The organism is Pseudomonas sp. E45-MNA-CIBAN-0222, assembly GCF_040310405.1.
Taxonomy (GTDB): domain Bacteria; phylum Pseudomonadota; class Gammaproteobacteria; order Pseudomonadales; family Pseudomonadaceae; genus Stutzerimonas; species Stutzerimonas stutzeri_AC.
Map to the genome: position 1 here is coordinate 248,365 of NZ_JBEOPU010000006.1, position 25,660 is coordinate 274,024.

Sequence of the window (25,660 nt, forward strand, 5' to 3'; positions counted from 1 at the left end):
GTCCCTGGGTAATCCTGAGTTAACCGGATAGTACCGAAAGTAAGCGCAAATGGACGAACGTATTCAGTAGCGCTTATAGCTCGGACATTTCACGCCTGAATGGCTCTAAGTCATTGAGACATGCTGATGGATAGGGTGGTTTTCGTTACTGAGCTGCTGGAAGTGCGGCGATGGCTTCCAGGCGCTGAAAAATGAGTTCTTCGCGTGCCGGTTGCTGACGGGCGGAGGATTGCACGGCGTAGGCGAAGTCGCGATGGGCGAGCAGGGCGTTGATGGCATTGGCGATGTAGTGTTGTAGGGCGAGCTGGGCCTCAGCCAGTTCGGCGTGCAGGCTATCGCGGCCGTCTATCACCGCCAGGATGTCTTCAATATCACGACTGCCCAGAGGGTCGTTGTGGCCGCGACCCCGATAGGCTTCCAGCTTGGTCGCTAGAAAGTAGCTGGGGGTGACAACGCGGATCAGCGTGCCAGAGGGCAGTGCATGGTCTGCGGCAGTTTGCAGGGCGTCGCGGTACCAGCGGTTGGTGAAGTTGAGGATGGCTTCGTCGTCGGGCATGAAGTCGACCAGCAGATCACGGCCGATCAGTGCGTTGGGCAAGCGCAGCCGGCAGATGATGTCGTCTTCGGGAGACTCGCGAAAGCCGCGCTGCCGCAGCTCAGTCAGCAAGCGTTGCCAGTTGCCATAACCAAGCACGTGGACGATCACGTCGACATCTTCGGTGAAGCGTACAGCCTCGCGGGCGAAGGCATCGGTGATCAGCAGCGCGGTGGTGCAGCCGCCGACAAAGGCGACCTCACGGAGTAAGTCTGGCCCCAGTGCATCGGCCACGGTTTGCAGCATCTGCTCCTGCATGCGCCATTCAGCTGCCATCGGGTTCGCCTCGCAGTTGTTGCGTTAGCAGGGTTTTGGCCAGGCTGGCCTCGCGCTCATTACCGAGTCGGATGGCGTCCACCAGGGCGAGCATGGCGTACAGCGCTTCATCCTGGCGCACGGCATTGGGCACGCTTTTGAACAAGGGCTCGATGCTTTGGCCCATGTCGCTGCCCAGTGCATCCTCCCAGACATAGATGTGCTCACCACCGGACAGCAGCTTACCCGCCAGTACTGGTGCGGCATGTGCGGTGGCCAGGCCTCGTACGATAGGGCCGGGCCGTACCGGGAACACGTATTTCAAACCGTGGGCGAGAAATTCGTTGAGGGCACGGGTGTTGACCTGTGGCAGTGCGTTGTTACGCCCGAGCTTGGCGAGCCCGGCTGCAATGCAGCGGTTAAGCGCATTGCTGACTTCGGACTTGCTGATGCCGGTGGACTGCCCCAGCGCACGCATGGAGAAGTGCTCGGCCGCTTGCTCGGGCTTGGGGTGCTGGTTTGCCAAGCTAACCAGCTTGAGCATTAACACTATGTCTTGGCCTTTCATCATCGCAGTCGCTCTCCGTCCACTGTCCATGGACTAAGGACAGTTTGTGGGTCGGACAGCTCACCTGTCAATGCAGCTCAACTAAGCGACCGGCAATAGTGGCCTAAAAGCTCTTGAAAACGCCCCATGCGCAGCATCGGTCTGGTCGGTGTCACGTTAGGCTCGCCTCAAAATCCTATGCTGCAAAGCCCAACTTATTCAGCCGCAGTCTGTTTGCCCATGGTCTTCTCGATCAGCAGTAACAGTTCTTTTTGCCTGAGCTCGTAAAAGGCCGCGAAATCATCGGCGCGCAGTGCCTCAACCGGAATGCAGTGACTCGCCAGAAGCGCATTCATTTCTATGTCGTCCAGCTGAACCTGTTCGTGGGCTTGAAGCTTGCTCAGATACTGTGATGGCGCGGCGCCGCCAATCATGCGATTGGCTTTGTAGGAGATAGGTGTCTTGTTGATGATCGAGTCATAAAGACGCGAGGCAATACCCTGCTTTTCACACCAGTCACGCGGGAAAATATGGTGAATATCCAGGGCGACTTCATCTGCTTCCAAGTCGCGGATATTGGCCTTCCAGAAGAAATCCTTTGCGCCCTCGCGTAGCACAAGCACGTTGATACCTTTGTAAGCGGCGCTGAGGCGCGAGCTGAGTGATGCCAGGCGGTCTATCTGGAACGTCGCATCACTGATCGTGCGGGGTGGCTCAGCATCAGCCTCAATCCAGTTGAGCAGCTCTTCCACATCATTGGCGATACGAGTCTCAACTGCGCCGCCATAAAGCTCGCCAAGAACGCCGCACCAATACCAGCGCGCAAGCTTTTGATAGATGCGCGGTTCACGCCAGCGCTCGTTATCACCAATCATCGCCATCACAGCTGCGAGTGGCGGAAGTTGGGTTCTATAGGGCAGATCCCGTACCGCAGTAAGGCATTCCTGGCGCAGGAATTTTGCAGCTCGAATAAACCCTTGTTCTACCGGCGTAGCCCATTCTAGGTAGGCAGTAAGTGGCAGCTCCAGGACAGACGCGCGCTTCGCGCTGACGGGTGAAACGGCCTTGCCGCTTTTACCCTCATTCAAGTCTGCGCGGCGTTTTTCCAAGGTATGCAGAAGGGTGATTGTCTGTAAAAAGTCTGTGCTTTCCACAGCAGACAGCAGTGGTTCCTTCGCCAGCTTTTGCTGTCGTGAGATGACTTGGCGTTCTTCGCTGCCGAACCAATCGTCGCGCAGGTTGTAGCCATCAGCTGCATAGCTGGCAGTGATCAGCTCGAATACGGACAGCGGCACACCGCCGGTATTGACCTTTTCAAAGACGAGGCAGACCGCTTCTTTGCTGGTTTCCTTTTTCAGTACGATCAACGGGATTTGATATTCGTTGTAGGCGTCGAGTACTGCCGTCTTGAAATTGAAAAAATCCTGTACCCCGTCTGGGTTGAATTTATAGAGGTCTTGCAGCCAGTTCATGGCTTCGAAAATTTCACTGCAGGGGAAGTACAGCTGCTGACACTCAAGCTCGCGCGTCGACAAGTCCAGATCGACCTTACGGCCAAAATCGCTGCGCTGCTGACGGCTCGCGTCCACCGCGATGATGGCGTCGTCGAGGCGGTCTGTGCCGGCAAGGGCGGTCGGGATGTGGATGTAGTAATAGCGCTCAATGGGCTTTCCCTTCTCGGTGCGGGTTTGCACCGGGCCAGAAAGTTTTAACACCTGGGTAAGCGTGGTCAGTCGCTGTTGGCCATCGAGAATCAAACGCTCTGGTGCGGCTAGCTTGTCCTTGGGCACGTTCTCCACGGGGCGTACCTGAAACCTAACCGGGCCACCTGTCTCCAGGAGCATCACCGCACCTACGGGGAAAGAGCGCCCCAAGCTGACGAGCAAGCTGCGCACATGTTCGTCATCCCACACCCAGCCGCGTTGAAAGTCGGGTAGCTGAATCTTGCCCTCTACTACGTCCCTGAGAATGTCTTTCAACGGTAACTTGGTGCTGTCGAAGGTGGTCATACGCGAGTTGTCCTTTACGGGCTATTTGCCAGGTTTAGTACGTCCCAGTGAGCCGAATAGGGTGCGCTATTCGGCTCACATTATGAGCCGATTGTGCTCAAGGCTCTGATGCATGTGGGTGTGTTGCGCATCTAACTCAGCTTGCCAAGCGATAGCTGTTGTCTGCCTGCTGCACCATGCCCAGTTCTTCCAGGGCATCCAGTACAGCCTGAACGGCGACCTTGGGTGAGCGCTTGAACTGAGCGGCGAGGGCGTCGGCGGGTAGTGGGCTTTGGCTGAGTGCGTGGCGTACGGCAGCAACCTGTTCGCGCATTTGCTTGGGCCAGGTGAGTTTGCCGGTGGCGGCTGCGGCGGCCGGGGCGGATTCGAAATCCGTTGTGTCGTCCAGCTCGGCTTCGCGTTGCTCCGGCGCGACGGCGGCGCTCGGGTTTTGGTACTCGGGGCGCAGCCAGCGCACCAGGCCGCGAGCTTCCTCGGCAGCGCGTTCGGCGTTGAGGGCTACCAGGCGGCGCAGCAGTTCTTCCTCGGCTTCGGCCTGGGCCTCGGGCTTGTCCGGCAGCGGCGTAGTGGCGCCGGGTTTGCCGACCAGTTGTGCGGCCAGATCATCCCAGCCATAGGCGGCGAACACGGCGCGATCCAGCTCGTCGTGCAGCTCGCGCAGCAAGGAGACCAAGCCTTGCTCGTGGATGGTCTTGTCTTTGGCGGTCAGCGGCTCGCCGGCACGCAGCTTTTCCAGCACGTTGTACATGCCGGTCAGGGTCAGCTCGGGGTGCTGGGCCTGTTGGCGTTTGCGGTGGGCGTCGAGGCGTTCGGCTAGATCTCGGATAGTTTTTTGCTGCTCGGGACTTGCAGATGGGAAGGCAAATTTTTCGAGGCAGTCTGAGTGGTTGTACGTCGAGTCATTTCCTACCCCCAACCAACCCCCAACACGATTTGCGAAACAAACATGAAGGCGCGAGGACAGCACGCCGAGCTGAAAAGCGTCGTCAAACCCCAAGACCAGCACCTTCGTTTCCGGCAGAAAAGATGCTTCAAGGAACTGGAAAACCCTATGCCTAGATGTCCGAGAAGTCACCGCGATTCGGGCGAGCCCAGCAAGAGCTCCTCGAAACCGCCCTCTTGGTTCTGCATGAATCCACCAGTCGCGGCGGTATTTTTCGCGTGGGTTCTTGTCTCGTTCGGGTTTTACTCGGTCGTAAAGCCACTGAAAAGCATCTGGGAAATTCTGCTTCAAGTCGTCAAGCGGAACGCCAAAGGTATCGATAACGTACTGAACCCGCATGGTTTGAGCCAGGTCGCGGCCAGTTATGTACCGCTTTATCAGCTTGGTGCTCGTTGAAACTTGGAATGTATGCATTGCGCTAGCGTCGACTAAAAAGCCCTGCCCAGAGAGCTGGACTCCCGGACACGCTAATCCCGTGTTTGCTTTCAAAGTAATTAGTGCTGACGTATCAACTCCAATAGTTAGGTCGGCGAAAATCACCCCATCGTCGACATCAAAACGTACGTCCACTGCGTCTTCATCGGAGGCATATTCACGCTTTGAAAGCAAAAGCCTACCCGAATCCTGAGAGGCATCGGCGACGCTCATTGCAACCCGCACTTGCGCTCCATCGGAGCTGTCGACCCATGGGTGATCAGGTATCACGAACCGCAGCCCAATCCCTCTATCTAGAGCGTTTTGTATTACGGATCGATTGAATGTTTGCGAAATGGAGTTCGTCGTAATGAATCCGAAACGTTTGACCTGGCTGGTACGCACCGTTTCAGCAGCGATATGCCACCAGTACATGACGAAGTCCGCAGACTCCGGCACCTCCAGCCAAGTGCCACGTACAGCATCGACATAGCCGTCGCCCAGCGCCGTCCGCATCCGCTTGTTACCAATAAACGGCGGATTCCCTACGATATAGTCGGCCTGCGGCCACTCGGCTTTGCGCGGGTTGCGGTAGATGTACTGCTCGACCTGCGCCGATTCATCCGGCACTTGTTCGCCGGTAATCGGGCTGGTCTTGGTGGTAATGCCATCCCAGCGGGTGATGGGCTTGCCGCTTTCGTCGCGCAGCAGCTCCACGGCTTCATAGGCAATCAGTGCATCGCGGTGTTCGATATTGTGGAAGTCACGCAGTACCGGCTCGGGCGGGTTGACCTTGCCGTGGGTGCGGAAGTGCCATTGCAGGTAGCCGATCCACAGCACCATTTCGGCGATGCGGGCGGCGCGTGGGTTGATTTCCAGGCCGAGGAACTGGTGCGGGTCGACGGTGACGCCTTCCAGTTCCAGAAGGCCCTGTGATTCGCCCAAGTCGTGCAGCAGGTTGAGCACTTCGCCCTCCAGGCGCTTCATGTGCTCCAGGGTGACGTAAAGGAAGTTGCCGCTGCCGCAGGCCGGATCGAGTACGCGCACGTCGCACAGATGGCGGTGAAAAGCGCGGATCTCGGCGACGGCCTCCTTGTGCTTGCCCTGGCCTTCATAGGTGAGCGCGGCAACCTGCACTTCCTTCCACTCGGCGCGCAACGGCTCGATGACGGTGGGCAGTACCAGGCGCTCGACATAGGCGCGGGGCGTGTAGTGGGCGCCGAGCTTGTGGCGCTCGCGGGGGTTGAGCGCGCGCTCCAGCAGGGTGCCGAAGATGGCCGGTTCGACATAACGCCAATCGGCCTCGGAGGCCTTGAGCAGCAGCTCCATCTGGTCGCGGTCGAGAGCAATAGCCTGGGCTTCGGCGAACAGGCCGCCGTTGAACTTGAGCAGGGTGCTTTCCAGGATCGGCGAGAAGCCGCCGCTGTTCATGGTCTGCCAGAGGTGTTCGAGCATCGGCGCGAAGGTGTCCGGCTTGTTCTTCAGGCGTTGCAGCAGCTCGGTAAAACCGCGCTCGGGGAGCAGGCCCACATCCTCGGCGAACATAGTGAACAGGGCGCGCATCAGGAAGCTGGCGACCAGTTGCGGGGGATGGCCATCGGCCTCCAGCGACTTGGCCAGTTTGGCCAGCTGATCGGCGATTTCGCGGGTGACGCGGGCCGAGCGGCGGGACGGGTCGAGTGAGAGCGGATCAAGCCAGACGGCGCGCAAGCGTTCGCGAACGTCTTCCTTACGCAGGTCTTCCAGGCGGATGCGATGGTTGAGGGCATCCGGGTAGGGCGTGTAGGTGGCACCGGAGCGGCTGAACTCGGCATACAGCTCGATGTTGCGGCCTACGTCCACGACCAAGATGAACGGCGGGCGACCTTCTTCGGCGGGCAGGGCACGGGCGTACTGGTCGGCCTGGTTGTGGGCCTTGAGCATGGCCTTGTCCCAGCCGGAGCTGTCCAGGGTCTTGCCGGTTTGTTTGGCCTCCAGCACGAAGCTGCCGCGCTTGTAGAGGTCGATAAAGCCGTTGTTGCTGCTGCCATCCGGCTGGTTGATGACCACGCGGCGCTCGAACACGTAGGCGTTATCGCGGGTGTCGTCGCCAGCCGGCTCCGGCAGTGGCAGGCCCAACAGGCTGCACAGCTCGGTGAGGAACAACTGGTAGTTGGCGCGCTCAGTACCACCGGCCTTTTGCCAGCGGGCCAGGAAGGTGTCCAGGTGTTCCATCACGGCATTGCTCCGACTACGAGAAAGGCTTGGATTCTAACGGAGTGCTCGCCATTCGGTGCAAATCATGGTGGGGAGGCGGTGCTGTGCGTTGTGATGCGGCCTATCAGCCTCAGTGCATTGCTTGGTGCCTGAACGTAAGTAATTCGCTCACTTTGCGCTCCATACTTCATAGCCCTGGCGTGCGATTTCCTTCTGCGCTAGGTCGTTTTTAGCGCCTGCCAGTTGTCGCAAGGTCAGCAACATTTCCAGTAGTACCCCATCCATTCCTTGCAGGCCGTTTCTGTGTTGGGAATCTCCTGGTGCTTGATCTTTCATCCGCTCGACTACTCGCCTGAGCATCTGCAACTCATCCATGACGGCGTCTTCGCGCTCCAGCCGGTTGCGTAGGTAGGTGCTCAGCGGTAGCTCTGCTGCCATCGCTTGGGCCTCGTACAGCTCTCGTTTTTCCACCGTCAGGCGGAGTGGTATTGCGTCCGCTAGTCTCATATCGCTCCGTAGTCGCCTCCGTGTACAGCCACCCCCTCGTAGAATGGGGGCTCCAGCTTGGTGTGTAGTCGCCTTGCAATACAGCTTAAATGGCTTGCTTGTCGAAAAACCTATTAAAATCAATGCCTTGAGTGCGCCTGCAAGGTGCGTATGGTGTATAGCAAAAAAGCTGTGTTTTAAGGGCCGCCAACATCCCCAGAACACCTCGGTTTTTAAGTGGAACTCTATCAAGAGGGTCTGTGTAATCCCCAACGGCTTGTCCGTTGGCAGAGGTAGCTCAAAAGTAGCAATCAGGTAGCAGCTGAATAGCAGCTCAGTAGCAATTCGATAGCAAGAAAGAAGCAGATCATGCATTTATTAGGCAGGAATGATGCATGAATCATCCAGAAATAATGCTGAAATCACTCAGCTTTGATGCAAATCAATTAGGTGGTCAGAAGGTGCAGGGAAAAGACCAAAAAGAGACAGTCAGAAGACTGAAAAAAGACAGCTGAAGAACAGGTAGAAGACAGAAAAGTAACAACAGACAACAGCAAAGCAACAGCAAAGCAACAGCAAAGCAACAGCAAAGCAACAGCAAAGCAACAATCTCGATGATCGAGGGTGCATGTGCAAGCGCGCAACAGGCGAGAAACTGAGCGCAGAGGTATTGTGAAATCCTGGTGCTCGGGCTGTTGTTCAGCGCCTTGGCGCGCTGGTTTCTCATGATTAAATAGGATTAAAGAAGATTAGGCGCGAACAATATTTTTCTGAAACCCTTGCAGTACTGGGGCTGCAGAGGATTTTGCCTGTGGATAAAATAGCCAATGCAACGGTATTTTCTAGCCAATGCAACGGTAAAACCTAGTCAATGCAACGGTACTCGCTAGCCAATGCAACGGTATGGTTTTGGGGGCTTCGCAGGGCCTGATTTTTTCTCTATGTGACGGCTTTGGCTGCGGCTTGGGCTTTGCTGAATGTGCACTTTTCCGTTGTGGATTCGATAGCTGAAGGGCTTTCGGTGCTTGGTGTGCGCCACCACAAGGGAGTCCAGCGCGCGACGTAGATTCTGCTCAGCGCTTGAGGCGGTGGTGTCATTGCTGCCAGCCAGCTGCATCAGCGTATGAACAGATATGGGATATGGCGCTGCATGGCTGGCGTAATACCCATGTAACCACTGCGCCAGTGGCTTGTTAGTAAGAGCTCGACGGATGCACCAGTCGATGCGTGTGAAGCCTTCTTTGCCAAATAGGTTGCATAGCTTCGGGTTGAGTAGCACTACCAGTTCATGCGTGGATTCGTCCCGGTAAATGGCGTCTATCAAGCTACCGGTATATGAGTACCGGGAGTCGTTTACCTCAATTGCGGTTGCTTTCAGTCTGGATAGGCACTTGTACAGCTTGTTGCGATTAGCACCTGTATCGCTCTTGCCTTGCAGCTTAAGCAGTGAATACGCGCTAGTCCTTATGTGATTGCCCAAGTGACCGTTTCGAGCCAGATGCAGGAGTGTGATCCATGCGTCTTGATCTGTCTGATTAAGCCTTTGACCGGTGTACCTTATGTGTGCAGGGCTCTGGGCGAAGATCTCCGCTCGTTCAAGGTATCTGTTTGAACGGCTTGAACTGAAAAGTGCCGAGCGTAGCGTGATATTTGGCACGCCTCGTTGCGTGTCAGGCCAGTCTGGTAGGCATGAGTCGTTCCGCTCCATGCGCACCATGCGCTCTTGTGGTGCTGGTGGCTGCCGGTTGGAGATTGACTCTCCTAGTCGCGCAAGTGCAGCTAAGGTAGACAAGGCCTACCTCATGCCTCATCGATAAAGCGGGCGATACCGGTAACGCGAAAATAGACGCGTCGTCCAATTTTTATCCTGCAGGGTTTCAGCCTGCGTGCGAGGTCATTGTCTCCCGAGAGAGTGATGCGCAAACCTTCTGGGCTGCGGTGAAGGATCTCAGCAACCTGAGGGAGAGAAAGCAGGGGTGAGCCGCCGTTGCTGGTCAAAATGAGTTCTTCAGTTGTCATGTTCCTGTCCCCGCATGGGTAATGTGGGTGGAACATTACGAATAACTACGCCTAGAATAAGTTAAGTATTTTTAACTTCTAGGTTGACATGCCTGACGCCGATTACTTCAACGAGCTGTTGCCCCTGTTCCCCTGTGATCCGCGTTGTCCAGAGGATTTCAGGCTAGGCTTTCAGGCCGTGATTGCAGGGCTGTCTCCCTCTTCAAGCCTCACCTCTCGACGTTTTTCGATCTGGCCGAAGGTTAGATGCCACCTTGATAAAGCATTTAAGCGGGCGGTTGAGAGCTGCCAGAGTGATTGGTCTCGTGAGTTGCTGGCCTGTGATCGGCTGTCCGAGATGGCAAAAGTGCCCCCAGCAATACGGCCCGAGCCAAGGATGGCTGCCGGAGAGAATGGCTATGCTGATCTGCGCGCAGAACAGCTGGAAGCCGAGCTAACGATTAAGCCTGCGAACATGCCTGAGATTGAATGGCAGTTGATGAATCTTGAGTGCTGGGATGCCAACCTAAGGTTTGCTATTCGAAGTTTACTGGATTCATCAGGAAGGCCTTCGGTTGATGGCGAAAGTCTTTGTGGTGTTCTTGAGTCGGTGCGCGAGCTATTCCGTTTATTCAGGCATTTTAGGCCTAAAGCGACCAAGGCACTTTTAGACTTAGACACGTTGGCAGATGCGCGAACACGCCCACAAACGATGGCCTACTGCGAGCTTTGTTGGCGTGAAAGTATGAGGTCTATTCGTCTCAGGGAGCTTGATGAGCAAGAGGCCAGGGAAATTAAAATGACTTTTACAAATTGTGGTCTCGATTGTGCTGATCGTATAAGTCTTACTTCGTTTCTTCACAGGCTAAAATATGGGCTGCAGCTGACTGGGGTTGATGCTGAAATATCCCGGCAGGATCAGGCGAAGATTTCGAGAATTCTCGGGCGCTTTGATATTGAGAGAATCAGGGCTGGCAATTTAAGTCGCCGTTACTGCTCTATACATAAACCGGGCTCAGCTAAATATCATGCGGACTTACGCTACAAAGCCGCGTTTCATCATCACTTGGAAGTATTAAAAGGGTGGGCCAATTCGGAATTCGCACTGAATTTACCGCTGCCAGCCTCTGCGGATGTGCAAGAGCGTAGGAAAGTAGCATACGAGCAAGTTCATTCCCGGTTACATGCAATTGCGCCTAAAGCGTCTCCGGCTATGGGGTTGCGTGAAAAGGTTTGGCAGATGCGTCAGGAAGGCCTGAGCCAGTCGGAAATGGCTCGGCGTTTGGGTGTTTCCCGGCAGGCAATATCAAAAGCAAAGAAAAGCTTGGAGGTACTGGTAAAGAATCACCAGGTCGGCAGCTATCTCAATCCATTGACAGGTGAAGCGCAGATTCCGGATTCGACTCGGGCGCTGATAATTGAAAGTGTTGATAAAGGGTTTTCTGTTGCGGAAACTGCTAGGGCTGTAGGTCTTAGCAAAGCCACTGTTGATGGACTTGTCCGTCTTGTGATGAATAAGCCGCAAATATCATCGTAGCCGCTGTTGCTCCGGCGGATTTTCAGCCGGGGTAACAGTGGCTGGATTGTTGTAGTGGTCTCGGTGCTTTCTGAGTCCGGCTGGCGACGCAGTGAAGATGGCGCGCTTCAACGGTTACTGCTTGCTGGCTTTAGGTGGCTCGGAACGATCCATCATTAGCTTATCCAGCTTCCCTACAAGATCTTCAGCTCTCAGGTGTGTGTAGCGCTTCAGCATCTGCATCGACTTGTGGCCGCTGATGGCTGATACCTCCTGGTCAGACAGACCGCCCTCGACTAGCCGGCTGACTGCTTCATGGCGCAGATCGTGAAAGCGCAGGTCGGGCATGCCGAGCTTGGTTTTCAGCAAACCCCAGGTCTTGGTGAAGGCGTAGGGGCCGCGCTTGCCGTTCTTACCCGGTTCGCCAAAGAACACCAGGTCGCAGTCAATGGGGCGCACGGGGTTGTTCAGCGCCGCCTGGAAGGTCTCTGTGGCCCATTTGCTGAGTGGTACGGTGCGTGCAGTATCGTTCTTGGTGTCGGAAAGGCGCACCACGCGCTTTTTCATGTCGACCTGATGCCTGCGCAGGGATGTGATCTCTGATGAGCGCATGCCGGTTTCCAGTGCGATGCGGACGATCCAGCCAAGCATAGGGTTGCTGTGATTGTTTACCGCTGTCAGCAGGCGGCGTTCTTCTTCTGCAGACAAGCGCCGGTCACGGCCTTCGCCGGGGCTTGGTTTGCGGATGTTCAGCACCGGATTGAAGCTGAGACCCAGGCCCCACTCCTGAATCGCCACGGTGAACAGGTGGCTGAGCAGGGCTAGCTCCAAGCGCACGGTGTTGTTGCTGGTGGGCTTGCCGCGATTAGTGATCGAGGCCAGGCGCGTGTCGCGGTAGCCGGCGATGATTTCAGCGGAGAGGGCGGCCATGGAGTATTTGCCCAGGTGGCTGATCAGCTGTTGGGCTTTGGTGGCTTCGGCGCGCTGGGTGGTCGGCTTCTTGGTGGGGCTGATTTCGCTGAGGTAGCGTTTCAACGCCATTTCCAAAGTCATGCGCTCGGAGCCGCTGCGTTGGATGTACACGCCCCTGACCATTTCGTCTTCGGTGCGGCGCGCCCAGTCTTCGGCATCGCGCTTGGTGCGGAAGGTTTTGGTGTTAGTCGGCCAGCCGGTTTTGCGCACCAGAGCCTTCCAAGTGCCGGCATCCGTTTTGACGATGGTGGCCATTTTTCCTAGTCCCAAAGCGTACCGCTGTACCGGCACTGTACTGAATTTGTACCTTTGGACTATAGGACTGGTAAAGCTGTTTTTCTCGCAGATATGAAAAAGCCGCGCAGTGCGCGGCTTTGAAGGTGGTGGGCCCACACGGACTCGAACCGTGGACCAAAGGATTATGAGTCCTCTGCTCTAACCAACTGAGCTATAGGCCCCCAGAAGGCCGGCGGATTATACCGGCGTGTAGCGGCTGCGCCAATCGAAGGTGACTGCTTGAGCGTGATGTTGCAGAAAAAAGAACCCCCGGCATGCCGGGGGTTCTGGTCCTACTCGTCGAGGAAGGAGCGCAAGTGCTCGCTTCTCGTCGGGTGGCGCAGCTTGCGCAGCGCCTTGGCTTCTATCTGGCGGATCCGTTCACGGGTGACATCGAACTGTTTGCCGACTTCCTCGAGGGTGTGGTCGGTGTTCATGTCGATGCCGAAGCGCATGCGCAGTACCTTGGCTTCACGAGCTGTGAGGCCGGATAGTACTTCGCGAGTCGCTTCCTTGAGGCTTTCCACGGTGGCTACGTCGATCGGCGATTGCATGGCCGAGTCTTCGATGAAATCACCCAGGTGCGAGTCTTCGTCGTCACCGATTGGCGTTTCCATGGAGATCGGTTCTTTAGCGATCTTCAGTACCTTACGGATCTTGTCCTCGGGCATTTCCATGCGCTCGCCAAGCTCCTCAGGTGTGGGTTCGCGACCCATTTCCTGCAGCATCTGACGGGAGATGCGGTTGAGCTTGTTGATCGTCTCGATCATGTGCACCGGGATACGGATGGTCCGCGCCTGGTCGGCAATGGAGCGAGTGATCGCCTGGCGAATCCACCAGGTGGCGTAGGTCGAAAACTTGTAACCGCGACGGTATTCGAACTTGTCCACCGCTTTCATCAGGCCGATGTTGCCTTCCTGAATCAGATCGAGGAATTGCAGGCCGCGGTTGGTGTACTTCTTGGCAATGGAGATGACCAGGCGCAGGTTGGCCTCGACCATCTCTTTCTTCGCCCGGCGGGCCTTGGCCTCACCAATGGACATGCGGCGATTGATGTCCTTGATGTCGGCAATTGCCAGGTTGCATTCCTGCTGCAGCTCGATCAGCTTCTGCTGGCAGCGTTGAATGTCCTCCTTGCGATTGCCGATAGCTTCGGCGTACTTGCCTTTGCCACTTGCCAGCTGGTCAGCCCAGTCGAGGTTGATCTCGTTGTTCGGGAACTGACGCAGGAAGTCGGCGCGCGGCATGCGGGCATCACGCACGCACAGCTGCATGATGGCGCGTTCCTGAATACGGATCTGGTTCAGGGCGTTGCGTACACGCTCGACCAGTGCATCGTACTGCTTGGGTACGAGCTTGATCGGCATGAACAGGATGGCGAGGGCTTCGAGTTCCTCGACCGCCTGTTGGCTGGCGCGGCCATGTTTTTTCAGCGCCTTGTTGGCCTTTTCCAGTTGTTCTGCAACTGCGCCGAAACGCAGGCGTGCAACTTCCGGATCCGGACCGCCGTCGCCTTCTTCCTCTTCACTGTCGGAGTCGTCCTCTTCCTCGTCGTCCTTGTCGTCGGTCGCCGCTTTCGCAGGGGCCTTCGGGGCTTCGGGTTCGACTTCCTGAGGACCTGCGGCACCATCATCGTCAGGGTCGATGTAACCACTGAGGATGTCGGACAGGCGGCCACCTTCGGTCGTTACACGCTCGTAATCTGCGAGGATGCTGTCGACGGTGCCGGGGAAGTGAGCGATAGCGCTCATCACCTCACGAATGCCTTCCTCGATGCGTTTGGCGATTTCGATCTCGCCTTCGCGGGTCAGCAATTCGACGGTGCCCATTTCACGCATATACATGCGCACAGGGTCGGTGGTGCGACCGATGTCGGTTTCGACCGCAGCGAGTGCGGCCGCGGCCTCCTCGGCAGCGGCTTCATCGGTATCGGCTTCGGCCAACAACAGGGCATCGGCATCCGGGGCAACCTCGAATACATTGATGCCCATGTCGTTGATCATGCGAATGATGTCTTCCACCTGTTCCGGATCGGAAATATCCTCCGGTAGGTGGTCGTTGACCTCGGCGTAAGTCAGGTAACCCTGCTCACGACCACGCTGGATCAACTCTTTGAGGCGAGATTGCTGTTGCGCTTTTCCGGACATATAACCCTATCCACTGAAGGTTCTGGCGGGCTGAAAACAAGCTGAGCATTATAGCCGAGCTAGGACCTCAGGCGCCAGTTGAGGTCGGTGTAGCGGGTATTGCGTTACGGCTCAATAGGTTACGCAGCTGATCTTTTTCCTCCGCGCTGAGTTCACCTTGCCGAGCCTTGCGTAGCAGGCTTTCGAGGCGCCGTTCCCGCTGTCTGGCGGCAAGGCTATTAATGGTGTCGAAAAACTGCTGTTCAAGGTTATCGGCAGAGATCAGCCATTCTTTCTCGGCAAGTGCACGTAAAAGTCGACCCTGATCCGTGCCATGCCAGCGGGCGATCAGCTGCAGGCTGCGCAGCTTGGGATTCTTCTGCAGTGCGCCGAGCAGTGCTACCAGCAATTGGGCGTAGGTGTCGTCTTCTGCTGCGAAATGGCTGACATCTTCTACTTTCTGGGCCAGTTCCGGATGGTGCAGCAGGGTGCGTAATGTGGTCAGAGCCGGCGGCTCGACGGTGGCAGGCGTACGCGGCCCGCGAGGGGTGAAGTCTGGTCGCTGCCCGGATTTTTTCCAGTCTTTCTTCCATTCCTTTTTGCCGCCGCGTTGTGGCTTGGGCGCTTCTGGCGGTTGGAAGTAGTCGGCTTCGGCGTGGTGCGAACCCGTGTCGTAATAAGCTGAGTCGTCGTATTCAGTCGTACTGCTGGGTGCGGTGGCCGGCGCAGCCGCCATATGCTGCAGTGCCTCGCCGTTAAGGCCGGTGATCTCAGCGAGGCGTTGGCGCATCAATGCGCGCAGGTTGGCGCCTGGAATTTTTTCGATAAGCGGCGCTGCAAGCGTGGCCAAGTGGGCTTTGCCTTCCAGTGAGCGCGGATCGGCTTCGTCGCTCAGTTGCTGGAAAAAGTAGTCAGCCAGAGGCTGCGAATGCTGCTGGATGCGTGCGCGAAATGCGTCGGTGCCCTCGGCGCGAACCAGGGTGTCCGGGTCTTCGCCGTCTGGCAGAAACAGAAAGCGTGCTCGGCGGCCGTCCTGCAGATTTGGCAGCGTCGCTTCGAGTGCGCGCCAGGCGGCCTTGCGTCCGGCCGCGTCGCCATCGAAGCAGAACAGTACGCTCGGCACTATGCGAAATAACCGCTTGAGGTGTTCTTCGCTGGTTGCGGTGCCGAGGGTGGCGACGGCGTTGCGCAAGCCTTGCTGGGCCAGGGCGATTACATCCATGTAGCCCTCGACCACCATTATTTCGTCGAGATCGCGGTTTGCCTGGCGAGCCTCATAAAGGCCGTAGAGTTCCTGGCCTTTGTGAAAGACTGGGGTTTCCGGCGAGTTCAGGTACTTTGGCTTGTCGTCGCCCAGCACCCGGCCGCCAAAGGCGATCACCCGTCCGCGACTGTCGCGGATAGGGAACATCACGCGGTCTCGGAAGCGGTCGTAGCGTTTGCCGTTCTCGGCGTTCTCGATCAGCAGGCCGGCGTCGATCAGAGCTTTTTGCTGCAATGCGTCGCCGCCGAGATGCTTCATCAGGTTGTCCCAGCCGGGTGGGGCGAAGCCCAGGCCGAAATCCCTCGCGATCACCCCGGATAAGCCGCGGCCTTTGAGGTACTCCACTGCCGACTTGCGGGTCGAGTGGCTCTTTAGGGCGTGGCGATAATACTCAGCGGCGGCGGCCAGCAGCGGGTAGAGCGGCGAGTCGACGGGTTGCCGTGGCTTGTGCTTGCGGCCGCTGTCCTCGTGGGGGACTTCCATGCCGGCGCGCTTGGCCAGGTCCTCGACTGCCTGGGGGAAATCCAGCTGGTCGTGGTCCATGACGAAGCCGAGCGCATTGCCGCCGGCACCACAGCCAAAACAGTAGTAGAACTGCTTGTCGGGGCTCACGCTGAACGAGGGCGTCTTTTCCTTGTGGAAAGGGCAGAGGGCGCTGTAGTTCTTACCAGCCTTTTTCAGCTGGATGCGCGAGCCGACCACCTCGACGATGTCGGAGCGGTTGAGCAGATCATCGATGAAGGATTGGGGGATCAAACCGGCCATAGGGGTGTCAGATTACGCTCGCATTGCATGGGCCGGAAATGAAAAAACTCCGGCCTTTCGCCGGCTGGCGAAGCGGAGTATGCATGCAATGCAAAGCCCGGCCTAAGCCGGGCTTGATGCGGCGTCAGCTGTACTTGATTAGTACAGGCGAACGCTGCGGCGCTGCTCGCGCTGCACTTTCTTAGCGTGACGCTTGACTGCGGCAGCAGCTTTACGCTTGCGCTCGGCAGTGGGCTTCTCGTAGAACTCACGGCTGCGGACTTCGGCCAGAACACCGGCCTTTTCGCAAGAACGCTTGAAGCGACGCAGAGCTACGTCGAATGGTTCGTTCTCTTTGACTTTAACGTTGGGCATCCAGGACGTACCTTCACTTGTTTACCGGTTACAACGCGCTTCGGCAAATATCGCGAGCACGCTGGTTTTAAGGGTTGCGGATGTTAACGCCTTGCCGCGTGGAATGCAAAGCCCCCTGAGCGAAAAGCGCTGGTCGGTCGCTGGCCCCGGCGATTAATATGCGCGGCTTCATTCGCTTCTTTGAAAGGGTCGTGCCCATGCTGGTGCTAGGGCTGGAAACTTCATGTGATGAAACCGGCGTCGCGTTGTATGACAGCGAGCAGGGTTTGCTGGCGGACGCGCTGTTCAGTCAGATCGATTTGCATCGCGTTTATGGTGGCGTGGTGCCTGAGCTGGCCTCCCGCGATCACGTCAAGCGCATGCTGCCGTTGATCCGGCAGGTGCTGGGCGAGGCTGGGCGCGAGGCTAGCCAGATCGATGCGGTAGCCTACACGGCCGGCCCCGGCCTGGTCGGTGCACTATTGGTCGGTGCGTCCTGCGCCCAGGCGCTGGCGTTAGCCTGGGGGGTGCCGGCTGTAGGCGTTCATCATATGGAAGGCCATTTGCTGGCGCCGATGCTCGAGGCGCAGCCGCCGGCATTTCCGTTCGTCGCTTTGCTGGTGTCTGGCGGCCATACGCAATTGGTTCGTGTGGATGGCATTGGCCAATACCAGCTACTTGGTGAGTCGGTGGATGATGCCGCCGGTGAAGCTTTCGACAAAACCGCCAAACTCATGGGTTTGCGTTATCCCGGCGGGCCGGAGATTGCTCTCCTGGCCGAGCGGGGCACGCCGGGGCGTTTCGTTTTCCCGCGGCCCATGACTGATCGTCCGGGTTTGGATTTCAGTTTCAGCGGCTTGAAGACGTTCACCCTAAACACCTGGCAGCAATGCCGTGCAGCTGGTGACGAGTCTGAGCAAACTCGTTGCGATATCGCGCTGGCATTCCAGCAAGCGGTGGTCGAAACCCTGACCATCAAGTGTCGCCGAGCGCTCAAGCAGACGGGCCTGAAGTCGCTGGTCATCGCCGGAGGGGTCAGCGCCAATCAGTCGTTGCGTCAGTCTCTGGAGAAAATGCTCGCCGAACTCAAGGGCCAGGTCTTCTATGCGCGGCCACGTTTCTGCACCGACAATGGCGCGATGATCGCCTACGCTGGCTGTCAGCGCCTGCTAGCCGGTCAGCATGACGGTCCGGCGATCACCGTGCAGCCGCGTTGGTCTATGGAAACGCTACCGGCAATCTGATTAGCGTTCACGCGGTCAGAAATGCCGTTCCCGGCCGGCGAACAGATCGCGCACATTGCTGCGATGACGCCACACGATCAGCAGGGCGAGCAGGCTCATCGGCAATAGAGCCCCCGGTTGCTGCCAGGCCAGTAGAGGTAGGCAAAGCGGCAAGGCGATAAGGGCGGCCAGTGAGCTGGTGCGGGTCAGTCGGAAAACGACTAGCCAGGCAACGATCGCCAGTAGCGCGGCCGGCGGATAGAGCGCGAGCAAGGTGCCGGCGGCCGTTGCAACGCCTTTGCCGCCACGGAAGCGGAAATACAGCGGGTAGAGATGGCCGCAAACGGCGGCTAGCCCGATCCAGGTCTGTTGTTGGATCGACATATCCAACGATGCGGCCAGCAGTACGGGCAGCAAGCCCTTGAGCAGATCGCCGAACAGTGTGCAGATCGCCAGACGCTTGCCTGCCAGACGAAGCATATTGGTGGCGCCGGGATTGCCGGAGCCACTGGCACGCGGGTCGGGCATCCCGGCCAGGCGGCTGAGCAGTATGGCAAATGACAGCGAGCCGATCAGGTACGCGAGCAATGTCAGCAGCCAGAACATGGAATCCATCCGGGGCAGGGAGCCTTGAGTCTAACGGCGCGTTTCGAGCTTGTCGTGCCGTAGGAGAACGTTGCGTGGACACAGTCTTCATCGAAGGCCTGGAAGTGGATACGGTAATCGGCGCCTATGATTGGGAGCGGGGCATTAGGCAGTGCCTGCATCTGGATCTGACGCTGGGCTGGGACATCCGTCCGGCCGCCGAGCATGACGATTTGGACAAGGCGCTGGATTACGCCCAGGTTGCCGCCGCCATCGATCGCTTTGCCGCAGAAGCGCGTTTCGAGTTGGTCGAAACCTTTGCCGAGCGCCTGGCGCAAAAGCTGATGAGCGAGTTCGGCATCGTCTGGCTGCGCCTGCGGGTGACCAAACCCGGGGTGAATGCGCGGGCCCGTGCGCTGGGTGTGGAGATCGAACGCGGATGTCGCTGACTCCCGTGCTACTTGGCCTGGGTAGCAATGCCCAGCGCGACCATCATCTGCATGCCGGGCTTGATGCGCTGGCTGAGCTGCTGGAAGACATGCGCTGCTCGCCGGTATTCGAGAGCCTGGCGGTGGGTTACAAGGGTGATAACTTCTACAATCTGGTGGTGGCGGGCCAAACCGAGTTACCGCTGACCGAGTTGGACCGCCGGCTCAAGTTCATCGAGGCGGATAACGGCCGCTACGCCCCTGACCGCAAGGGGTTGCCACTGGACATCGACGTGCTGCTGTATGCCGATCTGGTCGGCAATTTCGATGGCTTGCTGCTGCCGCGCGCGGAGATTCTGAAAAACGCGTTCGTGCTCTGGCCGCTGGCCTTATTGGCCCCGGCACTGCGGCATCCGGCAGTTGGGCAGTGCTTTGCCGAACTCTGGGAGCAGTCGTCCATCGATCAGCAGCTCTGGCCGGTGCCGTTCCAGTGGCGGGGCACCGATCTCACGCCGCCCGAGCTGATCGGCGAGCATCCCCCGCGTTTCACCTGAGCCCACGACCTATCTCGCGTTCTGTCGGCAGTAGATGCGCAGGGCGTCGAGCCGGGCAGCTGCGAGAGCCTCGCCCAGTTCGGCGCCTTTGAATCCTTGATCCAGCAGCGGTTTGACCGCCACCGCGCGGGCGGTCATGGCAGCGTCTCGCAGGTAATCGGCTTGGGGGAATGGTGAGCGTGGAGCATTCGCCCAGGCCGCCATTGCGCAGGCGCAGACGAACTGCTCGAACCGCTCCGGGCGGCGGTAGATGTCGAAGTGCTGCAGCATGTCGAGCAGTGCATCGGCTGTCAGTGTCCAGGCATTGAGCGCGTCCCGGTAATACCTGCCGAGCAACATTGCCAGCTCCTGGCAGTCCCTTGGAGCTTTGCAGCGTTGGTTGAGCGTATCGATAGCGCTCAGGCGTGCCTGTTGGCCATCGTCCGCCGTTTCGCAGCCGAGAAGCAGGCAGGCCCAGCGCACGGGTAACGGCTGTAGATGCGTTGCGCATTGGCGCAGGGCGGCGAGCAGGTGCTCAGCATCGGCGTTCCCTGTGACGAAAGACGCGCCCAGCTCTGGGAATAGCTCGGTCAGCGCGTCGCAATCCTGCAGCACCTGGATGAATACGTCTGGGCGCGGCTCCATCAGTGCGCGCGAAATCTCCTTCCAGCTGCGCTCTGCTGTCAGTGCGCAGAGCTCGCCGGAGTGGGCCAGTTGGCGCATCAGCTCAAGGGTTTCATCGGCGATACGGAAGCCCAGTTCGGCGTAGCGTGCGGCGAAGCGCGCCACGCGCAGCACGCGCAGCGGGTCTTCGGCGAAAGCCGGTGAGACGTGGCGCAGCACTCGTGCTTGCAGGTCGCGCCGCCCGCCGTAGGGGTCGATCAACTGGCCCTGGTCGTCTTCGGCGATGGCATTGATGGTGAGATCGCGGCGCTGCAGATCTTCTTCGAGCGTGACGTCGGGGCTGGCATGGAAGGTGAAGCCACCATAGCCACGACCGCTTTTGCGCTCGGTGCGCGCCAGGGCGTATTCCTCGCCAGTTTGCGGATGCAGGAATACCGGGAAGTCGGCGCCGACCGGGCGGAAGCCGCGGGCCTGCATTTCTTCCGGCGTGGCGCCAACCACCAGCCAGTCCACTTCGCTTACCGTGCGCCCCAACAAGCGGTCGCGTACCGCGCCGCCGACTTTATAGATCTGCATGTCCACACCTCCGTTGGCGCGGAGGATAAAGGATAACGGCGCTGAGGCTACAGCACGGTTGGTGCGAAGGCCGCTGCGGCCCGCTGTCAGGCGAAGTTCATGCCGGGAAAACGGTTATCGACCTCCGCCTCGCTGTTGGGCCGTGGTGGCATGTGGTGCGTATTGACCAGTTTGTCGTCTTGCATTGACTGCAGATGCACGTCGAAGCCCCACAGCCGGTGCAGGTGCTTGAGTACCTCGTCGGTCGAAACGCCCAACGGTTTGCGGTCGTGCTGGGTATGGCGCAGGGTCAGTGAGCGATCGCCGCGACGATCGACGCTCCAGACTTGCACGTTCGGCTCGCGGTTGCCCAGGTTGTATTGCGCCGCCAGCAGCTCTCGAATGGTGTGGTAGCCGCTTTCATCATGAATAGCCGGGACCAGCAGTTCATCCTTACGATCGTCGTCGAGAATGCTGAACAGCTTCAGGTCGCGAATAACCTTGGGTGAGAGGAACTGCAGGATGAAGCTCTCGTCCTTGAAGTTGTTCATGGCGAATTTGACGGTCGTCAGCCAGTCGCTGCCGGCAATGTCCGGGAACCAGCGCTTGTCCTCCTCAGTTGGGTGTTCGCAGATTCGGCGGATGTCCTGGTACATGGCGAACCCCAGGGTGTAGGGGTTTATGCCGCTGTAGTAGGGGCTGTCGAAGCCCGGCTGGTAGATCACGCTGGTGTGTGACTGCAGGAACTCCATCATGAAGCCGTCGGTGACCAAGCCCTCGTCATACAGGTCATTGAGCAGTGTGTAGTGCCAGAACGTCGCCCAGCCTTCGTTCATCACCTGGGTCTGGCGCTGCGGATAAAAGTACTGCGCGATCTTGCGCACGATGCGCACCACCTCGCGCTGCCAAGGCTCGAGCAGGGGGGCGTGTTTCTCGATGAAATAGAGGATGTTTTCCTGTGGCTCGGCCGGGAAGCGCTGGTTGTCTGCCAGCTCGTCGCCCTTGTCTGCGCCTTTGGGAATGGTGCGCCAAAGGTCGTTGATCTGTCGTTGCAGGTGCTCTTCGCGATCCTTCTGCCGTCGCCGCTCTTCTTCGGCGGAAATCGGGTAGGGGCGCTTGTAGCGGTCGACGCCGTAGTTCATCAGCGCGTGGCAGGAGTCGAGCAGGTCTTCCACCGCATCGATGCCGTGGCGTTCCTCGCACTGCATGATGTACTGCTTGGCGAACACCAGGTAGTCGATGATCGAGCTGGCGTCGGTCCAGGTGCGGAACAGGTAGTTGCCCTTGAAGAAGCTGTTGTGGCCGTAACTGGCGTGGGCAATCACCAGCGCCTGCATGCACATGGTGTTTTCTTCCATGAGGTAGGCGATGCAGGGGTCGGAGTTGATGACGATCTCATAGGCCAGCCCCATCTGGCCGCGCGTGTAGTGCTTTTCGGTATGCAGGAACTGCTTGCCGTAGGACCAGTGGTGGTAACCGAGCGGCATGCCGACCGAGGCATAGGCGTCCATCATCTGCTCGGCGGTAATTACCTCGATCTGGTTCGGATAGGTGTCCAGCGCGTAACGTTCGGCTATGCGGCCGATCTCGCGGTCGTACTGCCGAATCAGGTCGAAGGTCCATTCCGAGCCGGTGGAAATGGGCTGTCGCTTCATGCTGCACACCTCAGCTGGTCATGCGCCGCTGGAAAAGCTCGCGGAACACTGGGTAGATGTCTCCGGCGCTGACCAACTGCTGTTGGGCGAACGCGTCGGAAAAGGCTTCTGCCACTTGGTTGTACTCGTACCAGAGCGCCTGGTGTTCGCGCGGGGTGATTTCGACGTAGGTGAAGTACTGCACGAACGGCATGATCTGGTTGATCAGGATGTCGCGGCACAGTGGCGAATCGTCGTTCCAGTTGTCGCCGTCGGAAGCCTGCGCGGCGTAGATGTTCCACTCGTTGGCCGGGTAACGCTCGGCCATGATCTCCTGCATCATTTTCAGGGCGCTGGATACGATGGTGCCGCCAGTTTCCCGCGAGTAGAAGAACTCCTCCTCGTCGACCTCCTTGGCACTGGTGTGGTGGCGGATGAACACCACGTCGATCTTGTCGTAGTTCCGCTTGAGGAAAAGGTACAGCAGGATGAAGAAGCGCTTGGCGATATCCTTGGTGGCCTGGGTCATGGAGCCGGAAACGTCCATCAGGCAGAACATCACTGCCTTGGAGCTGGGGTTGGGATGCTTGACCAGCAGGTTGTACTTCAGGTCGAAGGTGTCGAGAAACGGCACGCGCTTGATCCGCGCAGTGAGCCGCTCGATCTCCTCTTCCGTGGCCTTGATGTCGCCGAAGTTATTCGGTTCCTCCAGACGCAAGCGCTCCAGCTCTGCCTTCAACGCTCTCAGCTGGGACCGGCTGCTGCCGGACAGCGCGATGCGTCGGGCATGGGCCGAGCGCAGCGTGCGCACGATGTTGATGCGCGACGGGTTGCCCTCGTTGCTGATGCCGGCGCGCACCGTCTTGAAGGTATCGGTGCCGGTCAGGTGACGCTTGACCAGATTGGGCAGCTCCAGGTCCTCGAACATGAAATCGAGGAATTCCTCCTGGGTGATCTGGAATACGAAGTCGTCCATGCCGTCGCCGCTGTTGCTGGCCTGGCCAGCGCCTTGCCCGCCGCCGCCACCTTGCGGCCTGGGGATGCGTTCGCCTGCGACGAACTCCTTGTTGCCGGGGTGGACGATGGTCTGGCGACCGCCGCGGCCATGGTGAAGCACCGGCTCGTCAATATCACGTCCTGGAATGCTGATCTGCTCGCCGTGTTCCATGTCGGTGATGGAGCGCCGGCCTACAGCTTCCTCCACCGCTTTCTTGATGTGCCCACGATATCGCTGCAGGAACCGTTGACGGTTCACCGTGCTCTTGTTCTTGCCATTCAGGCGACGATCGATCACGTAGCTCATAGGCCCTCCGGGCTAGGCTGAAACCATATGCCTGAAGCTGGAAGCGAGTCGCGATGCCTCCAGCCTCGGGCGTCCAGCCGCTTACTGCGATTTACGCACCCGCAGATACCATTCGGACAGCAGGCGAACCTGCTTCTCGGTGTAGCCACGCTCGACCATGCGCACGACGAAGTCGTTGTGCTTCTTCTGGTCTTCCTTGCTCGCCTTGGCGTTGAAACTGATGACCGGCAGCAGGTCCTCGGTGTTGGAGAACATCTTCTTCTCGATCACCACGCGCAGCTTCTCGTAGGACAGCCACGACGGGTTCTTGCCATTGTTGTTGGCACGCGCGCGCAGCACGAAGTTGACGATCTCGTTGCGGAAATCCTTCGGGTTGCTGATGCCGGCCGGCTTTTCGATCTTCTCCAGCTCCTCGTTGAGCGCCACGCGGTTGAGGATCTCGCCGGTTTCTGGATCGCGGTATTCCTGGTCCTGAATCCAGAAGTCCGCGTAGAGCACGTAGCGGTCAAAGATGTTCTGCCCGTATTCGCTGTAGGACTCGAGGTATGCAGTCTGGATTTCCTTGCCGATAAACTCGATGTAGCGCGGCGCCAGATACTCCTTGATAAAGCGCAGGTAGCGCTCGCGCACTTCGGCGGGGAACTGTTCCTGCTCGATCTGCTGCTCCAGCACGTAGAGCAGGTGCACCGGGTTGGCGGCGATCTCGTGCGGGTCGAAGTTGAACACTTTGGAGAGGATCTTGAAGGCGAAGCGGGTGGAGAGACCGTTCATACCTTCGTCGACGCCGGCAGTGTCGCGGTATTCCTGGATCGACTTGGCCTTCGGATCGGTGTCCTTGAGGTTTTCGCCGTCGTACACGCGCATCTTCGAGTAGATGTTGGAGTTCTCCGGCTCCTTCAGGCGGGACAGGACGGAGAACTGCGCGAGCATCTTCAAGGTGTCCGGCGCGCAATGGGCATGGGCCAGCGAACTGTTGGTGAGCAGCTTGTCGTAGATCTTGATCTCGTCACGGACGCGCAGGCAGTACGGCACCTTGACGATATAGATGCGGTCGATGAAGGCTTCGTTGTTCTTGTTGTTGCGGAAGCTGTGCCACTCCGACTCGTTGGAGTGGGCGAGCAGGATACCGTTATAGGGAATCGCTCCCAGGCCTTCGGTGCTGTTGTAATTGCCTTCCTGAGTCGCCGTCAGCAGCGGGTGCAGCACCTTGATAGGCGCCTTGAACATCTCGACGAACTCCATCAGGCCCTGGTTGGCCCGGCACAGCGCACCTGAATAGCTGTAAGCGTCAGCATCGTTCTGCGGAAATTCTTCCAGCTTGCGGATATCGACCTTGCCCACCAGCGAGGAGATGTCCTGATTGTTCTCGTCGCCCGGCTCGGTCTTCGCCACGGCAATCTGGTTGAGAATCGAGGGGTACAGCTTGACCACGCGGAACTTGGAGATATCGCCGCCAAATTCCTGCAGGCGTTTGGTGGCCCAGGGCGACATGATCGAGCTCAGATAACGCCGCGGGATGCCGTAATCCTCTTCAAGGATCTGCGCGTCTTCCACTGGATTGAACAGCCCCAGCGGCGACTCGAATACCGGCGAACCCTTGATCGCGTAGAAGGGGACATGCTCCATCAGCTGCTTGAGCTTCTCGGCAAGCGACGACTTACCACCGCCCACCGGGCCGAGGAGATAGAGGATCTGCTTCTTCTCCTCCAACCCCTGCGCGGCATGACGGAAGTAAGAGACGATTTGGTCGATGCACTCCTCCATGCCATGGAAATCCTCGAAGGCCGGATAACGGCGGATCACCTTGTTGGAAAAGATGCGCGACAGCCGCGAGTCAACGGATGTGTCGACCAGTTCGGGTTCGCCGATCGCCATTAGCAGGCGCTCGGCGGCGCTGGCATAGGTGCCTGGATCCGCCTTGCACAGATCGAGATATTCCTGGAGGGAATATTCCTCCTGGCGGGTCGCTTCGAAACGTTGTTGGAAGTGGCTGAAAATGCTCATGACTTCACCTCGATCGATGCACGAATAGGCGCGTCATCAGGCACTCTGGGCCCGGCCGAATTGGCGGCCAGTGGAG

At 58.4% G+C, this 25,660-nt stretch carries 20 protein-coding genes and 1 tRNA gene; 4 read left to right on the plus strand and 17 right to left on the minus strand.

What is annotated here, in order from left to right; all coding sequences use genetic code 11:
• Window positions 1-145: 145 nt before the first annotated feature.
• From AAEZ08_RS11560 to AAEZ08_RS11590, 7 genes are all read right to left on the minus strand, one after another.
• Window positions 146-871, minus strand: a complete 726-nt coding sequence (locus tag AAEZ08_RS11560; RefSeq protein WP_278618419.1) for a nucleotidyl transferase AbiEii/AbiGii toxin family protein — start codon at window positions 869-871, stop codon at window positions 146-148.
• On the minus strand, window positions 861-1,394 hold the full coding sequence (locus AAEZ08_RS11565) for a MarR family transcriptional regulator (RefSeq protein WP_341460794.1): 534 nt from the start codon (window positions 1,392-1,394) through the stop codon (window positions 861-863). Before AAEZ08_RS11565 ends, AAEZ08_RS11560 begins: the two co-directional genes overlap by 11 nt.
• 218 nt (window positions 1,395-1,612) lie before the next feature.
• The gene (locus tag AAEZ08_RS11570) at window positions 1,613-3,406 is read right to left on the minus strand and encodes a GmrSD restriction endonuclease domain-containing protein (RefSeq protein ID WP_500124312.1); all 1,794 of its coding nucleotides are present in this window, start codon (window positions 3,404-3,406) and stop codon (window positions 1,613-1,615) included.
• Between the two features lie 136 nt (window positions 3,407-3,542).
• Complete coding sequence (locus AAEZ08_RS11575; RefSeq protein ID WP_500124346.1) at window positions 3,543-6,977, minus strand: class I SAM-dependent DNA methyltransferase; 3,435 nt, start codon at window positions 6,975-6,977, stop codon at window positions 3,543-3,545.
• 150 nt (window positions 6,978-7,127) lie between these two features.
• Complete coding sequence (locus AAEZ08_RS11580; protein ID WP_278621080.1) at window positions 7,128-7,466, minus strand: hypothetical protein; 339 nt, start codon at window positions 7,464-7,466, stop codon at window positions 7,128-7,130.
• A gap of 865 nt (window positions 7,467-8,331) precedes the next feature.
• Window positions 8,332-9,162: a plasmid replication initiator TrfA gene (gene trfA / locus AAEZ08_RS11585; RefSeq protein WP_394355892.1), complete on the minus strand. Its 831-nt coding sequence runs from the start codon at window positions 9,160-9,162 to the stop codon at window positions 8,332-8,334.
• Window positions 9,163-9,245: 83 nt separating this feature from the next.
• Complete coding sequence (locus AAEZ08_RS11590; protein ID WP_278620712.1) at window positions 9,246-9,464, minus strand: DNA-binding protein; 219 nt, start codon at window positions 9,462-9,464, stop codon at window positions 9,246-9,248.
• 88 nt (window positions 9,465-9,552) lie between these two features.
• On the opposite strand from AAEZ08_RS11590, the gene AAEZ08_RS11595 reads away from it, so the two are divergent.
• A complete protein-coding gene (locus AAEZ08_RS11595) occupies window positions 9,553-10,980 on the plus strand; it encodes a helix-turn-helix transcriptional regulator (protein ID WP_278620713.1) in 1,428 nt (475 codons plus the stop codon).
• A 114-nt stretch (window positions 10,981-11,094) separates the two neighbouring features.
• Here AAEZ08_RS11595 and AAEZ08_RS11600 read toward each other — a convergent pair whose 3' ends face one another.
• The 5 genes from AAEZ08_RS11600 to rpsU form a co-directional block, all read right to left on the minus strand.
• The gene (locus AAEZ08_RS11600; RefSeq protein ID WP_474473228.1) at window positions 11,095-12,186 is read right to left on the minus strand and encodes a tyrosine-type recombinase/integrase; all 1,092 of its coding nucleotides are present in this window, start codon (window positions 12,184-12,186) and stop codon (window positions 11,095-11,097) included.
• 126 nt (window positions 12,187-12,312) lie between these two features.
• Window positions 12,313-12,389 (minus strand) — tRNA-Ile (locus tag AAEZ08_RS11605).
• 111 nt (window positions 12,390-12,500) lie between these two features.
• Entirely contained in the window at window positions 12,501-14,354 is a 1,854-nt protein-coding gene (gene rpoD, locus AAEZ08_RS11610; RefSeq protein ID WP_003283505.1) for an RNA polymerase sigma factor RpoD, read from the minus strand.
• A 67-nt stretch (window positions 14,355-14,421) separates the two neighbouring features.
• Complete coding sequence (gene dnaG, locus AAEZ08_RS11615; protein WP_500124313.1) at window positions 14,422-16,362, minus strand: DNA primase; 1,941 nt, start codon at window positions 16,360-16,362, stop codon at window positions 14,422-14,424.
• A 138-nt stretch (window positions 16,363-16,500) separates the two neighbouring features.
• The gene (gene rpsU / locus AAEZ08_RS11620) at window positions 16,501-16,716 is read right to left on the minus strand and encodes a 30S ribosomal protein S21 (RefSeq protein WP_003283508.1); all 216 of its coding nucleotides are present in this window, start codon (window positions 16,714-16,716) and stop codon (window positions 16,501-16,503) included.
• 197 nt (window positions 16,717-16,913) lie between these two features.
• On the opposite strand from rpsU, the gene tsaD reads away from it, so the two are divergent.
• Window positions 16,914-17,939: a tRNA (adenosine(37)-N6)-threonylcarbamoyltransferase complex transferase subunit TsaD gene (gene tsaD, locus AAEZ08_RS11625; protein WP_003283509.1), complete on the plus strand. Its 1,026-nt coding sequence runs from the start codon at window positions 16,914-16,916 to the stop codon at window positions 17,937-17,939.
• 15 nt (window positions 17,940-17,954) lie between these two features.
• On the opposite strand, the gene plsY is transcribed toward tsaD, so the two are convergent.
• Window positions 17,955-18,524, minus strand: a complete 570-nt coding sequence (plsY, locus tag AAEZ08_RS11630) for a glycerol-3-phosphate 1-O-acyltransferase PlsY (RefSeq protein WP_500124314.1) — start codon at window positions 18,522-18,524, stop codon at window positions 17,955-17,957.
• A 74-nt stretch (window positions 18,525-18,598) separates the two neighbouring features.
• On the opposite strand from plsY, the gene folB reads away from it, so the two are divergent.
• The gene (gene folB / locus AAEZ08_RS11635) at window positions 18,599-18,952 is read left to right on the plus strand and encodes a dihydroneopterin aldolase (protein WP_003283513.1); all 354 of its coding nucleotides are present in this window, start codon (window positions 18,599-18,601) and stop codon (window positions 18,950-18,952) included.
• Window positions 18,943-19,485 (plus strand): 2-amino-4-hydroxy-6-hydroxymethyldihydropteridine diphosphokinase, encoded by a 543-nt coding sequence (gene folK, locus AAEZ08_RS11640; RefSeq protein WP_500124315.1) that lies wholly within the window; start codon window positions 18,943-18,945, stop codon window positions 19,483-19,485. The genes folB and folK overlap by 10 nt, the downstream gene beginning before the upstream one ends.
• A 9-nt stretch (window positions 19,486-19,494) precedes the next feature.
• Here the strand turns inward: folK and AAEZ08_RS11645 are convergent, their stop codons facing one another.
• The 4 genes from AAEZ08_RS11645 to AAEZ08_RS11660 all read right to left on the minus strand — a co-directional run bounded on the left by AAEZ08_RS11645 (window position 19,495) and on the right by AAEZ08_RS11660 (window position 25,584).
• Window positions 19,495-20,664, minus strand: a complete 1,170-nt coding sequence (locus AAEZ08_RS11645) for a multifunctional CCA addition/repair protein (RefSeq protein ID WP_500124316.1) — start codon at window positions 20,662-20,664, stop codon at window positions 19,495-19,497.
• Window positions 20,665-20,750: 86 nt separating this feature from the next.
• Window positions 20,751-22,298 carry a SpoVR family protein gene (locus AAEZ08_RS11650; RefSeq protein ID WP_427703512.1) on the minus strand — a complete coding sequence of 516 codons (1,548 nt, stop codon included), beginning with the start codon at window positions 22,296-22,298 and terminating at the stop codon, window positions 20,751-20,753.
• Between the two features lie 10 nt (window positions 22,299-22,308).
• Window positions 22,309-23,580, minus strand: a complete 1,272-nt coding sequence (locus AAEZ08_RS11655; RefSeq protein WP_003283518.1) for a YeaH/YhbH family protein — start codon at window positions 23,578-23,580, stop codon at window positions 22,309-22,311.
• Window positions 23,581-23,661: 81 nt separating this feature from the next.
• Window positions 23,662-25,584 (minus strand): PrkA family serine protein kinase, encoded by a 1,923-nt coding sequence (locus AAEZ08_RS11660; RefSeq protein WP_003283519.1) that lies wholly within the window; start codon window positions 25,582-25,584, stop codon window positions 23,662-23,664.
• Window positions 25,585-25,660: the final 76 nt, after the last annotated feature.